This is a genomic window from Nonomuraea sp. NPDC059007 (assembly GCF_042740555.1).
Taxonomy (GTDB): Bacteria; Actinomycetota; Actinomycetes; order Streptosporangiales; family Streptosporangiaceae; genus Nonomuraea.
Genome location: NZ_JBHYJD010000058.1, coordinates 1 through 14,051 on the forward strand (window position 1 = coordinate 1; position 14,051 = coordinate 14,051).

Here is a 14,051-nt window from a genome sequence, read left to right on the forward strand (position 1 = left end):
GGCTACACGCCTACAATCACCACCGCGGCCACACCGCACTCGGCGGCCAACCACCCGCCAACCGCGTACCTAACCTCTCAGGACAGAACAGCTAGCCGTCGGGGCGGACGCCGCGGGCCAGGGGGGCGCGCCAGCCGTACCTCATGGCGGCGATGCGCAGGACGAAGGCGATCACGGCGGCGGCCAGCGTCGCGGGCCAGCCGTGCAGGTCGTAGACGTACAGGGCGCCCATGACGGCGGAGCCGACCATCGCGGGCACGGCGTAGAGCTGGCGGTCGTACAGGAGGGTCGGGATCTCGCCGGCCAGCAGGTCGCGCAGCATGCCGCCGCCGACCGCCGTGGTCACGCCCAGCAGGACCGCGTGCAGGGGGTTCAGGCCGTATTCGAGGGCCTTCTCCGTGCCGACGGCGCAGAACAGGCCGAGGCCGGCCGCGTCGAGGATCATGATGGCGGGCATGACCCTGGCCACGTGCGGATGCCAGAAGGCGACGATGACCGTGGCGGCGAGCGGCACCAGGACGTAGCCGAGGCTCTGGAAGGCGGCGGGCCGTACGTTGAGGATGAGGTCGCGGACGATGCCGCCGCCCAGCGCGGTCATCGAGGCGAGCACCGCCATCCCGACCACGTCCAGCCGTTTGCGCACGCCCATGAGCGCCCCGGTGAGGGCGAAGACAAAGATTCCGGCCAGGTCGAGAATTTCGGACACGGTGGATGTTTTACCGGATCGGGGGCATCGTCGGCGTGTCGTGCTCGGCCATCATCTCCCTCAGCTTGCGCACGAACATGAACAGCGCCACCCCCGCGACAATCGCCATCGCGGCGAGCACCAGGTAGTACGTGGTGTCGGACATGACGCTGCTCAGCCTGCCGGTCTGGCCGCCCACGGCGTCGCCGACCGAGACGGCGATGAACCAGACGCCGAGCATCTGGCCCTTGAAGGCCGCGGGCGCGAGCTTGGTCGTGACCGAAAGCCCGACCGGGCTCAGCGACAGCTCGCCGAAGACCTGGATGAGGTAGACCAGCACCAGCCACCACACGCTGACCTTGCCGCTCTCGGCGAGCTTGGCGGCCAGCGCCATCACGACGAAGCTCAGGCCGACCATGATCAGCGCGAACGCGAACTTCTGCGGCGTGCTGACCCGGTTGCCGAGCTTGAGCCACAGCGCCGCGAAGACCGGTACGAAGATCATGATGAACAGCGGGTTGAACGACTGGGTGGTGGCCGCCTGGATCGGCACGCCCAGCAGGTTGAGGTCGGTGTTGTTCTGGGCGAAGAACAGCAGCTTGCTCGGCGCCAGGTCGTAGATCATCCAGAAGATGGCCGCGGCGACGAACAACCAGATGTAGGCCTTCATCTTGGAGCGTTCGTCGGCGGTCAGCTCGTGGGGGCCGCGCAGCACGTAGAGGAAGTAGACGATCGGCACGGCCAGGATGACGATGGTCACGACCAGCGTGAAGCGGTCGAGGTCGAAGGTGCCGCTGGCGATCCAGACGGCCAGGACGGCCAGCACGACCACGACGCTGACCAGCGTCAGCCGCAGCACCTTGGTGCGCTCCGCCGGGGTCAGCGGCTCGCCGGGCCGGTCGCCTACGCCGCGCAACTGCTTGCGGCCGAGGGTGTACTGCACCAGGCCGAGCGCCATGCCGACCGCCGCCGCGCCGAAGCCCAGGTGCCAGCGGTCGCCGGCGGCCAGCCAGCCCACGACCAGCGGGGCGAAGAAGGCGCCGAGGTTGATGCCCAGGTAGAACAGCGAGAAGCCGGAGTCGCGGCGGCCGTCGTCGCCCTCGGGGTAGAGCTTGCCGACCATCACCGAGATGTTGGGCTTGAGCAGGCCGGTGCCGGTGATGATGAGCAGCAGGCCGACCGCGATGAAGACCGGTCCCTGGACCGGGATGGCCATGCTGATGTGGCCCAGCATGATGACGAAGCCGCCCCAGAACACCGACCTGCGGGCGCCCAGGATGCGGTCGGCGACCCAGCCGCCGGGCAGCGCGACGAGGTAGATGAGCGCGCCGTAGACGCCGACGACGGCCTGGGCGGTCTCCTCGGTCATGCCGAGGCCGCCGGTGGCCGGGGAGGCGGCCAGGAAGGTGGCCAGGATGGCGCGCAGGCCGTACCAGCTGAAACGTTCCCACATCTCGGTGCCGAAGAGCGTGGCCAGACCCCAGGGATGGCCGAAGAACGTCCTGCCGCTGCTGCTCATGCGCGCCCCCCGAACGACACGTTGTGCATGTGATCCAACACTCTACGTGACCGCTCTCGTGAAGCTGTCTCACAGGGTCTTGCCGCTTCCCCCCGCGTGTGGTGCGATGCATCCCACTCGTGCAAGTGAATACTGACTGGAGGCGGGCGCCATGGCCGAAGTCCTTGAGGTACGGGCCGAGATCGAGTCGCAGATCGCCGGCCGTACCGTGTGCGAGCAGCTGAGACAGGTCGCCGCGGACCATCCCGACTCCCCCGCCTACTCCGACCCCGAGGGCGAGGGCTGGCGCACGCTCACCTACGCCGAGGCGCGCGAGAGGGTGCTGACGATCGCGGCGGCGTTCGCGGAGCTCGGGCTGGAGCCCGGCGAGGCCGTGGCGCTGATGATGGTCAACCGCGGCGAGCACGTGCTCGCCGACCTCGGAGCGGTGCACGCCGGCGGCGTGGGCTGCACCATCTACTCGACCTTCGCCGCCGAGCAGATCGCCTTCGTGGCCGCCGACGTCGGCGCCCGCTACGCCGTGCTGGGCGGGCCCGCCGATGTGGACCGCTGGATGCCGGTCCTGGACCAGCTCACGGAGCTGCGGCGGATCATCGTGCTGGACGGCGCGCCCGAGGGCGACGAGCGGTTCCTGCCGTGGGCGGACTTCCTGGCGCTCGGCGAGCGCGCGCTGGCCGCCGGCCGCGCCGCCGTGGACGCCCGCTGGCAGGCCGTCCGCGCCGACGACACCGTCACCGTCCTGTACACCTCGGGCACCACCGGCATGCCCAAGGGCGTGCCGCTCACCCACCGCAACGTCTTCTACGAGGTGGCCTCCACCGACCGCCTCACCACGCTGCCCGTCCAGGGCACGCAGATCAGCTATCTGACCTACGCGCACATCGCCGAGCGCGTCCTCAGCCTCTACCTGCCGCTGATGAAGGTCTCGCACGTCTACTTCTGCACCGACCTGGCCAACCTCGGCGCCACGCTGGGGCAGGTCCGGCCGATGATGTTCTTCGGCGTGCCGCGCGTGTGGGAGAAGATGATGGCGCGCCTGCAGGCCGTCCTCGCCACCCAGCCGGAAGAACAGCAGCAGCAGGTACGGCAGGCCATGGCGGCCGGCGTCGCCTACGTCGAGGCGGGCCAGCACGGCGGCACCATCACCCCCGAGATCCAGGCCGCCTACGACCAGGCCGACAAGGCGCTGCTGTCGGTGGTCCGCGCGATGATCGGCTTCGACCAGGCCCAGTGGACCGCGACCGGCGCCGCGCCGCTGCCCGGCGAGGTGCAGCGTTTCTTCGCCGGCCTCGGCCTGAAGGTCATCGACGTGTACGGCATGACGGAGACGACCGGCGCCTTCACCGGCAACAGCCCGGCCGACTACAAGCTCGGCACCGTCGGCAGGGCCGAGCCGGGCGTCGAGATCCGCATCGCCGAGGACGGCGAGATCCTCACCCGCAGCCCGCTCAACACCGGCGGCTACCTGAACCGGCCGGAGGAGAGCACGGCCCTGATCGACGAGGACGGCTGGCTGCACACCGGTGACATCGGCTCGATCGACGAGGACGGCTTCGTACGGGTCGTGGACCGCAAGAAGGAGCTCATCATCACCGCGGGCGGCGAGAACATCTCGCCCGCCAACATCGAGAGCCACCTGAAGGAACACCCGCTCATCGGCCAGGCGCTCGCCTACGGCGACGGCCGCCCGCACCCGGTGGCGGTCCTGACGCTCGACGCCGAGCTCGCGCCCGGGTGGGCGCAGGCCCGCGGGATCGCCTTCTCCTCACTGGCCGAGCTGGCCCAGAACGGCGAGGTGCTCAAGGAGGTCGAACGGGCCGTTGAGGCGGCCAACGCCAAGCTGGCACGGGTGCAGCAGGTCAAGCGCTGGGCGCTGATCGGCAGCGAGTGGACGGCCGAGACGGCGGAGCTCACGCCGAGCCTGAAACTGAAGCGGCGCGTCATCCACGCCAAGTACGCCGACGTCATCGAGGGGCTTTACGTGGACTGACGGCTTTTGCCGTTGGGGGCGTGTGTCCTACCCCTGGCCATTACCGGATGGTTCCTACCGTCTTGATCATGACCAGTAGAGTCCTTCTGGCTTCGCTCGCGGCGGGGGCCCTCGCGGTACCCGTGCCGGTGGCCGACGCGGCGAGCGAGCCCGCCATCAGAGAGATCACCATACGTCCGGCCGATCCGGTGGTCGGGCCCACCGGATCGGTCCGCCTCATCATCGAGGTCGTCGCCCAGGGGGTGGACGGCCGCGAAGGGGTCACCGTCAAGGTGGACCCGGGCGCGCCACCGGACGGGGTGCCCGCGCCTCCGGTGGACCCCGTGGATCCGCCGCCGGTGACCCCGCCGCCGCTACCCGCGCCCACCGCGGTCCCGTCCGCCGCGCCGTCCGTCCTCCCGTCGGTCGCGCCGTCCGCCGTTCCGTCCGCCGTGCCCTCGGTCGCGCCGTCCGCGGTGCCGTCGGCTCTTCCGTCCGCGCTGCCGTCCGCGGCGCCTTCCGTGCTGCCGTCGGCCGTGCCCTCCCAGGTGCCGCCGTTGCCCGCGCCGCTGCCGCCCGCACCCGGGCTGGCCGTACCGGGGCAGGCTCCGCGGTGGCACGAGGAGATGGCCGGGCCGATGCGCCGCGGCGACGGCTGGCAGACCTGGCGCTTCCTGCCCGAGAAGGGCCTGACCCGCTACTACCCGTCGGGCACCTGGACGATCGTCGCCACGGCGACGAGCCCCGACGGCAGGACCGTGACCGCGCACAAGTCGTTCAAGCTGCGCAAGGAGACCCGCCTGACCTCGGTGCAGGCCACCAAGGTGGCCGGTACGAAGGCCGTACGGCTGCGCGGCGTGCTGACCCGCGTGGACCCGATGGGCTTCACCGACTACGCCCCGTTCGGCAACCAGCGCATGGAGATCCTGCACCGCCGTGACGAGAAGTCGCCGTGGAGGCAGGAGGCCGTGGCGACCACCTCGGAGCTGGGCAAGTTCGGCAAGACCGTGCTGGGCCCGGCGAGGGGGCAGTGGCGGGCCCGGTTCCCGGGCACCGGTCACTACGCCGCGGAACTCTCCTCTGTCGAACACATCGGAGATCGTCCTTGACCTTCGCTTTAACGGTCGTTGCCGAATCGTGATCATTTTGGCGGCAACCTTTCCCTGCCTTTGCGCGTCATTGGCGTAGACGTGTTCTGTCCCGGAGCACGTCTCGACGGGGAAGGAAGTTTCTTAGATGATGCGACGTCTCGCGGCCGCGGCAGCTGCTGCCGCGCTCGGCACCGCCGTGCTGGCGACCGCCACTCCCGCCATGGCCGAACCTCCCGGCCTCGGCTTCGACACCGGCGACTACGGCGACGGCGGCAACACCCGCCTGTCGTTCGACGCCAACCCGGAGCCGGTCTGGAAGGGCTCGCGCCTGAGCCTTGAGGGCAAGCTCTCGGTGCAGTGCGACGAGGACTACATCAACGGCTACGTGCAGGTGTTCAACGCCGACCACTGCCGTGAGGGCAGCTGGTACTGGCTCGGCGGCAAGCGGATCACGATCCTCTTCAAGCCGAACTACTCCGGCCGCTGGCACTACGTCGACACGGTCCGCACGGACAACGGCGGCTACTTCCACACCGGGGCCCGCGCCTGGACCTCCGGCACGTGGAAGGCGGTCTTCGAGGGCAGCAGGTACCTCGAGGGCTCGGCCGCGACCGACTGGGTGCGGGTCATTCGCCACTAGTCACAGCGCAAGCGGAACGCCCGGCCCTCTTGTCCCGAGGGGCCGGGCGTTTCGCCGTCCACGCTCCAGGAGTCAGACCATCGGGATGAGCGTCTCGGCCGGGCGGGGGCCGACCGGGCCGCGGGCGTCGGCGGCCGCGAGCATGCGGGCCGCCTCGGCCAGCACCGCCGGAGGCTGGGTGAACGGCAGGCGCACGTAGGACTCCAGAGTCCCCTCCAGGCCGAACCAGGGGCCGGGCGCCAGCCGTAGCCCGTGAGTGGCCGCGGCCTCGGCGAAGGCGATGGCGTTGCCGCGCGGCAGCCGTATCCACAGGGTGCCGCCGCCACGCGGGACGGTGAAGCTCCACTCGGGCAGGTGCGCGCGCACCGCGGCGACGAGCGCGTCACGCGAGGCGCGCAGCGTGCGGCGGCGCTCGGCGCGCGTCTCCTCCATCCGGTCGAACAGCCGTGCCACGATCAGCTGTTCCATCACCGGGCTGGCGATATCGACGGCCGCGCGGTGCAGGGCCAGGCGGCGGGTGAGCGCCTCGGTGCTGCGGATCCAGCCGATACGCAGCCCGCCCCACCACAGCTTGGACGCCGACCCGATCGTGATCACGCGGCTGTCGGTGTCGAAGGCGGCCATCGGCGCGGTCCCCGGCACCTCCTCCATCGCCAGTTCCGCCCAGGTCTCGTCGATGAGCAGCATGGTGTCGGTACGGCGGGCCGCCCCCACCACCGCCGCCCGGGTGGCGTCGTCCATGAGCGCCCCGGTGGGGTTCTGGAAGTCGGGCATCAGGTAGGCGAGCCTGGCCGCCGACTGCCGCATCGCGCCCGCGACGAGGTCGGCCTGCCAGCCCGCGTGGGTGATGCCGACCGGCGCGATCCTGGCGCCGCGCTGGCGGGCGGCGTCGATGGCGTGCGGATAGGTGGGCGACTCGACGAGCACGGTGTCGCCGGAGCCGACGAGCAGGCCCATGACGAGCTGGATGGCGTGCTGGGAGCCGGTGGTGACGAGGATCTGCTCGGGCCGGGTGGCCAGGCCGCGGGCGCCGTAGTGGGCGGCGATGCGCTCGCGCAGCACGGCCAGGCCCATCGGGTCGTAGCCGTTGCCCATGCCGTAGCGGCCCACGTCGTCGACCGCCTCCAGCATGGCCTGGCGCAGGTGCGAGGGGGCGCCGGGGGCGGCGCAGTGCAGTTGGAGCAGCCCGTCGTCGCCCGTGGACAGCCACGGGTTGTCGACGGTGGTGGCCGGGTCGGGCAGTTCCGTCCAGCTTCCCGAGCCCTGGCGGCTGTCGAGGTAGCCCTGCTCGCGCAGCAGGTCGTAGGCGGAGGTCACGGTGGTGCGGCTGACGCGGAGCTGCTCGGCCAGATGGCGCTCGGCGGGCATGCGCACGCGGACCGGGATCTGGCCGTCCAGGATGCGCGCCCGTACCGCGCCGGCCAGCGCGCGGTAGTAGGGCCGGGCGTCGCGCGGCACCGCGACGAGCCTCGCGACCTGCGCCGCACTCAAGAACCTCATAAGGCCACTTTTCACGATTGGCCCTTTTGGCGCAACCCAATCCCCTGCCACCATGAGACCACTATGAGCGAAATGTCCGTCCCTACCGTGGGTTCCCTCCCGTCCCGTCTCCTGCGCCTCTACGGCGGCCTGGCCCTGTACGGCCTCGGCATCGGCCTCCAGATCGAGTCCGGCGTGGGCAACAGCCCGTGGGACGTCTTCCACCAGGGCGTAGCACTCCGGACGGGCCTGACCATCGGCACGATCATCATCGCGGTCGGCGCGCTGGTGATGCTGCTGTGGATCCCGCTGAAGCAGAAGCCCGGCATCGGCACGATCAGCAACGTCGTCTTCCTCGGCCTGTTCGCCGACGCCGCCCTCTGGCTGCTTCCCACCCCGGGCCACTGGGCGCTCAGCTGGACGTACCTGCTGACCGCCGTCGTCACCATCGCCCTGGCCACCGCGCTCTACATCAGCGCCGGTCTCGGTCCCGGACCGCGCGACGGCATCATGACCGGCCTCATGCGCCTCGGCCTGTCGGTACGGCTCGGCCGCTTCCTCATCGAGATCACCGCGCTGGGCGTCGGCTGGCTGCTCGGCGGCACGCTCGGCCTCGGCACCCTCGTCTTCGCCCTGGCCATCGGCCCGCTCACGCAGATGTTCACCCGCTGGTTCCCGCTGACGAGGGAGACCCCCTGAACCCCCCGTGGAAGCTGACGGACATGACGCGACATGATCGATAGCTTCCACGGGACCACCCCGCGGGCGGGTAGCGTCGGTCCCATGCGGATCGAGGACTACGCGATGATCGGGGACATGCAGTCGGCGGCCCTGGTGGGCAGAGACGGCTCCATCGACTGGCTGTGCCTACCGAGGTTCGACTCACCGTCGTGCTTCTCCGCCCTGCTCGGCGGCGACCGCAACGGGCACTGGTGGCTCGGCCCCACCGGCAGGAACCCGGCGACCAGACGCCGCTACCGCCCCGACACGCTCATCCTGGAAAGCGAGTGGGACACCCCCACCGGCACCGTCCGCGTGATCGACTTCATGCCGCCGCGTGACAAGAACCCCGACGTCGTCCGGATCGTCGAGGGCGTCTCCGGCGAGGTCGAGATGGGCACCCACCTGCGCGTCCGCTTCGACTACGGCCGCATCGTGCCGTGGGTGCGCCGCAGCGACGGCCACCTGCAGGCCATCGGCGGGCCCGACTCGGTCTGGCTGCACTCCCCCGTCCCGCTCAAGGGCGGCGACTACGCCCACCGCGCCACGTTCACCGTCCGCGAGGGCCAGCGGCTGCCGTTCGTGTTCACCTGGCACCCCTCGCACGAGCCGATGCCTCCCCAGATCTCCGCCGAGGGCCAGCTCAGCGAGACCGAGGCCATGTGGACGGAATGGGTGGCCAGGTGCGCCCACGAGGGCCCCCACCGCGAGGCCGTCGTCCGCTCGCTGATCACGCTGAAGGCGCTCACCTACGCGCCGACCGGCGGCATCGTGGCCGCCCCCACCACCTCGCTGCCCGAGGACATCGGCGGCGTGCGCAACTGGGACTACCGCTTCTGCTGGCTGCGCGACGCCACCCTCGCCCTTGAGGCCATGATCAGCTCGGGCTACATCGAGGAGGCGGGCGCGTGGCGCGCGTGGCTGCTGCGCGCGATCGCCGGCCGCCCGCAGGACCTCCAGATCATGTACGGCGTGGCCGGCGAGCGCCGCCTGCCCGAGCTGGAGCTCACCTGGCTGGACGGCTACGAGGACTCCCGCCCGGTGCGCATCGGCAACGGCGCCGTCAACCAGCTCCAGCTCGACGTCTACGGCGAGGTCATGAACTGCCTGTTCGTCGCCAGGAAGATGGGCCTGGGCGCCGACGACCGGGCCTGGTCCATCCAGCGCGAGCTGCTGGCCTATGTCGAGGAGCACTGGGACGAGCCGGACGAGGGCCTGTGGGAGGTACGCGGCCCGCGCCGCCACTTCACCCACTCCAAGATCATGTGCTGGGTCGCCCTGGATCGCGCCGTCCGCTACTGCGAGGAATTCGGCCGCGTCGGCCCGCTCGAACGCTGGCGGCAACTGCGCGACACGATCCACGCGGAGATCTGCGACAAGGGCTACGACCCCGTGCGCAACACCTTCACCCAGTCCTACGGCTCGACCGAGCTGGACGCCGCGCTGCTGCTCATGCCGCTCGTCGGCTTCCTGCCCATCGAGGACCCGCGGGTCACCGGCACCGTGGCGGCCATCGAGAAGGAACTGCTGTCCGACGGGTTCGTGCTGCGCTACCCGGTGGCCGCCGACAACGACGTCGACGGCCTGGCAGGAGCCGAGGGCGCCTTCCTGGCCTGCAGCTTCTGGCTGGTCGAGGTCATGGCACTGCAGGGCCGCAAGAAGGAGGCCGAGGAGCTGTTCGGCCGCCTGCTCGGGCTGCGCAACGACCTCGGGCTGCTGGCCGAGGAGTACGACCCCCGCTACGCCCGGCTCGTCGGCAACTTCCCGCAGGCCTTCAGCCACGTGCCCCTGGTCCACGCCGCCCGCGCCCTGTCGTGACCCGTCCCGCCGGGTGAACGGTACGGCCGCCGCGGCGGCGCGGCCGTACCGGATCATGAGGCCGCCCGGGCGGCGGGAGCGGGGGTCACGCAGGGCCCCGATGGTGCGTGTCCTCGGGCGGGGCGAAGGAGGTCATCGGAGCTCCTCTGTCAAGGCGAGAAAGCCGGGGACGGGATCGCCGGGAAGGGGTTGTCGGGCGTCAGGATGACCCGGCGCGTCTCGCCCTCCTGCTCGGCCGCGTCCAGATGCAGCAGCGCAGCCCCGATGCCCGCGGCCCCGACCATGTAGCCGGTGTCCGCGCTCACCTCCCCCGGCCGCAGCCGCCGGTAGGCCTGGTACCACCGATTCCCCCGCCCGTCGTGCCCGGTCGCCCGTCCGATGAGGTGCTCGGCGAGCGTGCGCGCGTACTCCCGGTACGGCTCGCGCCCCGTCGCCGCCCACAACCCCACGAACAGCTCCACGAGACCGGCCGTCCCGCAGCACTGGCAGGCGGAGTTCCAGTAGCCGTTGGTCTGCTGGTACGGCACGCCGCTGGCGATGATCCCGGCGGCCAGGCGCTCGGTCCAGTCCAGGTCGCCCGGATCGCCGGCCACGCGGTAGAGCTCGTAGAACATGCGGGCCACACCCGCCGAGCCGGAGCAGTAGCCGAGATAGTGCAGCCCCCGCCCGTGGGGCACGTGGTGCGGCACGTACGCCGCGTGGCCCGTCACCACCGCCACCGACCTGACGAACCCCGAGCCCCGCCTGGCCGCCTCCAGGAAACGCTCGTCGCCGGTGACGCCGTACAGGCGGGCCAGGAGGAAGGCGGTGCCGGCCGTACCGCTGTAGAAGCCGGGCGTGACCGCGTCGGTCGGGATGCCGGGGCAGTCCCCGAACCGGTGCCCCGGCACCGCCTGCGCCGCGATGCGCTCGCCCGCCTCCAGCGCCGCCCGCTCGTAGGCGGGCACGCCGAGCATGGCCGCGGCGCGCAGCAGCCCGAGCACGATCCCGCCGTCTCCCCGCTGGGCGGGGTCGTTCGACCAGCCGAGCCCTCCTGTCAGCGGGCGGGCCCTGGCGACGATGTGGCCGGCCGCGGCCCGCGCCTCGTCTTCGAGCCGCTCCTCCCCCAGCACCCATCCGGCCTCGGTGAGCGCGAAGACGGTCCCGGCCAGGCCGTGGTAGAGCGTGAGGTCCTGCTGCTGCCGCCAGGTGGCGGCCAGGTACCGGGCGCCTTGGCGGGCCTCCTCCAGGTACGCCTCGTGGCCGGTGGCGGCGGCCAGGTCGAGGAAGAACAGCACGATACCGGCGGCGCCCGCGTACAGGGAGGCCGGTTCCGATCCCACGGCCGCGCGGCCGCGGTGGTCCGGGTTGGCCCGCCAGCGCCGCCCGTGCCCGTGGTCGGACCCCGCCGACCTGATCCAGCGTCCGGCCAGGATGGCCGCGTTCAGAGGAGTGGTCCGCTCGTGGCTCACCCTCGCTACTATCCCACACATTTGGTAGGAAATTAAGGGATCGGGGAGTCATCCCCTGCAGAAGGTGCCGGAACGCGGGCTCAGACGGCCAGGCGGGCGAGGACCTGAGCGAAGTCCGGGGGCGGGGTGACCACGAGGCGGGCGTGGCCCTCGTGCAGAACGATGTCGGCCCGCAGATGGGTCAGGCGGCCCTCGTGCCACCAGTACACCTGGTCGCTCAGGCCGTCGGTCCGCGCGGCGTGCAGGCGCAGCCGTTCGATGGCGCGCACGACGCCGAGGCCGTTGACCGGGTGCACCAGCAGCGTGTACGGGTCGGGCAGGACCACCAGCACCCCGTCCCTCGGCACCGGAAGGTAGTCGGGCAGCCAGCGCAGGTGTGTCGGGGCGGTCGGGGAGGGGCCGGTCAGGCGGGTGACGGGGGTGCCGGACAGCTCGATGGACTCGACGGTCAGGCGCTCGCCCTCGCGCACGTTCCTGGAGGCCAGTTCGAGCGCCTTGGCCGACGGCAGCGGCCAGCAGCCGGCCTCCTCCGGGCGGATCAGGCGGGGGCCGACGCTCAGCAGTTCCACCAGGTCGCCGTTCAGGTGGCGGCCGACGACGCGGGTCAGGTCCTCGACGGCGTCCACGGCCTCCACACGGGTCCGCAGCAGCGTGCGCACCTGGTCCAGGTCGCAGAAGTCGACCAGGTCGCCGGAGACCGCGTTGCCGAGATGCTCGGAGACGAGCGTGGGCCAGTCCTCGCGGGGCCGTCGACCGGCCTCCCTGCGCAGGCCGGTCAGCCGGACCAGCACAAGGCCGTCACGCATCGGCCGGGTGTCCCTGCCCAGGTCGAACGCCGACCGGACGCCACCGTCCGGGCCGGGCGTCAGGGTCAGGGTGGCACCGTCGGCGGCGAAGTCGCAGCCGTAGCCCAGCGAGTCCGCCACCAGGGCGAGAAGCGAATCGAGGTCCACGTCCTCAGGGCGGCGGCGGGACGGCTCACGCCTGAAGAATTTCACGCGCTCTATCCCCTCATGCCGGTTTCGTCCCTGCGTGTTTCTCCTACCTTGCCGTGTCGACGTCGCTGAACTGACCAGCCAGCGAGCACGATTCGGTATCGATAGCACCAAGCGCACCAAGCCAGATACTCAGCTGCGGAGTGCCGTGTCCCACGGGAAGCCCGGCCAGCACGGGGACGCCGAGCGGCAGCAACCGCTCCCGCAGAACGGGGTACGGGTCCCCGCACTCCTCCCAGGAGCCGAGCGCAAAGCCGAGCACTCCTTGGAAGGCCCCAGCCCGCAGGAGTTGCGTGAGCATCCGGTCGATGCGGTAAGGCGCCTCCCCCACATCCTCCAAAAACACGATATTTCCGGTAAAGCGTGGCTGCCACCGGGTCCCGCACAACGACGCCAGCACCGACAGGTTCCCCCCGGCGACCGGACCGGCGATCCGACCGGCGGCTCCCGGGGGCGCCTGCGACAGCATCGAGGTGCCCGCCACCGACCACGGCTCGCCCTTCAGCGCGCCGGTCAGCGACGCCCAGGTCGCCGGTTCCGGCCCGCCCTCGTCGGAGAACGTCGTGCAGGCCGGCATCGGCCCGTGCAGCGTCGCCACCCCCAGCTCCGCCCGGAACGCGTGGTGCAGAGCCGTCACGTCGCTCGACCCCACGAGCGTCTTGGGCCCGGCGGCCCGCATGGCGTTCCAGTCCAGCAGGTCGAGGACCCTGGCGGCGCCGTACCCTCCCCTGGTGCAGAACACCGTGGTGACGGCCGGATCGCACCAGGCGGCCTGCAGGTCGGCGGCGCGCGCGGCGTCCGAGCCGGCCAGGTAGGGAAGGTTCTGGCGCGCCATCGTGTGCGCGCCCACCACGACCCGCACGCCGAGCCCTTCCAGCAGCGCCACCCCGCGCGCGAGCCGGACGGCGTCGGGCGGCCCCGAGGGGGAGACGACGGCGACGGTGTCACCCGGCCGCATGAACCAGCTCCTTCACCAGCGCCGGCAGCGCCTGGCCGATCGGCTCGCGGACGACCTCGTGGGCGAAGTCGTCGTAGGGGGTGGGCTGGGCGTTCATGACGACCAGGCGGGCGCCGGCGTCGATCGCCTCGCCGCACAGCCCGGCGGCCGGATGCACGGTCAGCGACGTGCCCACGGCGAGGAACAGGTCGCAGGACCGCGCCGCGTCCAGCGCCGCGTGGATGACGAGCGGCTTGAGCGACTGGCCGAAGGAGATCGTGTCGGCCTTCTGGATGCCGCCGCACTCCGGGCAGGGCGGGTCCTCCTCCCCCGCCTCGACCCGGTCGAGCACCTCGCGCATGGGCGTGCGCAGCCCGCAGGACAGGCAGACGACGTGGAAGAGCGTGCCGTGCAGCTCGATGACCTTCTCCGGCGAGCTGCCCGCGCGCTGGTGCAGTTCGTCGATGTTCTGGGTGACCAGGGCACGCAGCAGTCCGGCGCGCTCCAGCTCGACGAGGGCGGCGTGGCCGCCGTTGGGGCGGGCGTCCCAGGCGGCGTGCTCGCGCCTGCCGATCCACGCGCGGCGCCGTACGTCGGGGTCGGCCAGGTAGTTGTCGATGGTGTACAGCTCCTGGGCGGCGGGGTCCTTCGTCCATACTCCCTGGGGCCCGCGAAAGTCGGGAATCCCGGAATCCGTGGAGATTCCCGCACCTGTCAGGACGGTCACCGACATTGGCTCGCTCACCT

At 71.4% G+C, this 14,051-nt stretch carries 12 protein-coding genes; 5 read left to right on the top strand and 7 right to left on the bottom strand.

Translation table 11 applies throughout. The features are described from left to right. Nucleotides 1–91: 91 nt before the first annotated feature. Nucleotides 92–706 carry a trimeric intracellular cation channel family protein gene (locus ACFWY5_RS49830; protein WP_379639182.1) on the bottom strand — a complete coding sequence of 205 codons (615 nt, stop codon included), beginning with the start codon at nucleotides 704–706 and terminating at the stop codon, nucleotides 92–94. A 10-nt stretch (nucleotides 707–716) separates the two neighbouring features. Continuing rightward, complete coding sequence (locus ACFWY5_RS49835; RefSeq protein ID WP_379617746.1) at nucleotides 717–2,204, bottom strand: peptide MFS transporter; 1,488 nt, start codon at nucleotides 2,202–2,204, stop codon at nucleotides 717–719. A gap of 151 nt (nucleotides 2,205–2,355) precedes the next feature. Here ACFWY5_RS49835 and ACFWY5_RS49840 point away from each other — a divergent pair, with 151 nt between their 5' ends. The 3 genes from ACFWY5_RS49840 (at nucleotide 2,356) to ACFWY5_RS49850 (ending at nucleotide 5,904) form a co-directional block, all read left to right on the top strand. After that, complete coding sequence (locus tag ACFWY5_RS49840; RefSeq protein ID WP_379639183.1) at nucleotides 2,356–4,194, top strand: AMP-dependent synthetase/ligase; 1,839 nt, start codon at nucleotides 2,356–2,358, stop codon at nucleotides 4,192–4,194. A 68-nt stretch (nucleotides 4,195–4,262) separates the two neighbouring features. Beyond that, on the top strand, nucleotides 4,263–5,282 hold the full coding sequence (locus tag ACFWY5_RS49845) for a hypothetical protein (protein WP_379639184.1): 1,020 nt from the start codon (nucleotides 4,263–4,265) through the stop codon (nucleotides 5,280–5,282). Nucleotides 5,283–5,409: 127 nt separating this feature from the next. After that, complete coding sequence (locus tag ACFWY5_RS49850; RefSeq protein ID WP_379617740.1) at nucleotides 5,410–5,904, top strand: hypothetical protein; 495 nt, start codon at nucleotides 5,410–5,412, stop codon at nucleotides 5,902–5,904. Between the two features lie 72 nt (nucleotides 5,905–5,976). Here the strand turns inward: ACFWY5_RS49850 and ACFWY5_RS49855 are convergent, their stop codons facing one another. Beyond that, on the bottom strand, nucleotides 5,977–7,404 hold the full coding sequence (locus ACFWY5_RS49855) for a PLP-dependent aminotransferase family protein (protein WP_379617738.1): 1,428 nt from the start codon (nucleotides 7,402–7,404) through the stop codon (nucleotides 5,977–5,979). A 72-nt stretch (nucleotides 7,405–7,476) separates the two neighbouring features. On the opposite strand from ACFWY5_RS49855, the gene ACFWY5_RS49860 reads away from it, so the two are divergent. Together ACFWY5_RS49860 and ACFWY5_RS49865 are read left to right on the top strand one after the other, a co-directional pair. Further along, entirely contained in the window at nucleotides 7,477–8,082 is a 606-nt protein-coding gene (locus ACFWY5_RS49860) for a YitT family protein (RefSeq protein ID WP_379617736.1), read from the top strand. Nucleotides 8,083–8,166: 84 nt separating this feature from the next. Next, nucleotides 8,167–9,921 (top strand): glycoside hydrolase family 15 protein, encoded by a 1,755-nt coding sequence (locus ACFWY5_RS49865; RefSeq protein ID WP_379639186.1) that lies wholly within the window; start codon nucleotides 8,167–8,169, stop codon nucleotides 9,919–9,921. Nucleotides 9,922–10,070: 149 nt separating this feature from the next. Here the strand turns inward: ACFWY5_RS49865 and ACFWY5_RS49870 are convergent, their stop codons facing one another. The 4 genes from ACFWY5_RS49870 to ACFWY5_RS49885 form a co-directional block, all read right to left on the bottom strand. Next, complete coding sequence (locus tag ACFWY5_RS49870) at nucleotides 10,071–11,372, bottom strand: lanthionine synthetase LanC family protein (RefSeq protein ID WP_379617732.1); 1,302 nt, start codon at nucleotides 11,370–11,372, stop codon at nucleotides 10,071–10,073. A gap of 80 nt (nucleotides 11,373–11,452) precedes the next feature. After that, nucleotides 11,453–12,370, bottom strand: coding sequence for a hypothetical protein (locus tag ACFWY5_RS49875; protein ID WP_379617730.1), 918 nt, complete (start codon nucleotides 12,368–12,370; stop codon nucleotides 11,453–11,455). 43 nt (nucleotides 12,371–12,413) lie between these two features. Further along, complete coding sequence (locus ACFWY5_RS49880) at nucleotides 12,414–13,325, bottom strand: LD-carboxypeptidase (protein ID WP_379639187.1); 912 nt, start codon at nucleotides 13,323–13,325, stop codon at nucleotides 12,414–12,416. Continuing rightward, nucleotides 13,312–14,037: an NAD-dependent deacetylase gene (locus tag ACFWY5_RS49885; RefSeq protein ID WP_379617788.1), complete on the bottom strand. Its 726-nt coding sequence runs from the start codon at nucleotides 14,035–14,037 to the stop codon at nucleotides 13,312–13,314. The genes ACFWY5_RS49880 and ACFWY5_RS49885 overlap by 14 nt, the downstream gene beginning before the upstream one ends. Between the last annotated feature and the right edge of the window lie 14 nt (nucleotides 14,038–14,051).

Coding starts and splice junctions, on each gene's coding strand:
- ACFWY5_RS49835 (WP_379617746.1), bottom strand. CDS start 2,204: ATGAGCAGCAGCGGCAGGACGTTCTTCGGCCATCCCTGGGGTCTGGCC.
- ACFWY5_RS49840 (WP_379639183.1), top strand. CDS start 2,356: ATGGCCGAAGTCCTTGAGGTACGGGCCGAGATCGAGTCGCAGATCGCC.
- ACFWY5_RS49845 (WP_379639184.1), top strand. CDS start 4,263: ATGACCAGTAGAGTCCTTCTGGCTTCGCTCGCGGCGGGGGCCCTCGCG.
- ACFWY5_RS49850 (WP_379617740.1), top strand. CDS start 5,410: ATGATGCGACGTCTCGCGGCCGCGGCAGCTGCTGCCGCGCTCGGCACC.
- ACFWY5_RS49855 (WP_379617738.1), bottom strand. CDS start 7,404: ATGAGGTTCTTGAGTGCGGCGCAGGTCGCGAGGCTCGTCGCGGTGCCG.
- ACFWY5_RS49860 (WP_379617736.1), top strand. CDS start 7,477: ATGTCCGTCCCTACCGTGGGTTCCCTCCCGTCCCGTCTCCTGCGCCTC.
- ACFWY5_RS49865 (WP_379639186.1), top strand. CDS start 8,167: ATGCGGATCGAGGACTACGCGATGATCGGGGACATGCAGTCGGCGGCC.
- ACFWY5_RS49880 (WP_379639187.1), bottom strand. CDS start 13,325: ATGCGGCCGGGTGACACCGTCGCCGTCGTCTCCCCCTCGGGGCCGCCC.
- ACFWY5_RS49885 (WP_379617788.1), bottom strand. CDS start 14,037: ATGTCGGTGACCGTCCTGACAGGTGCGGGAATCTCCACGGATTCCGGG.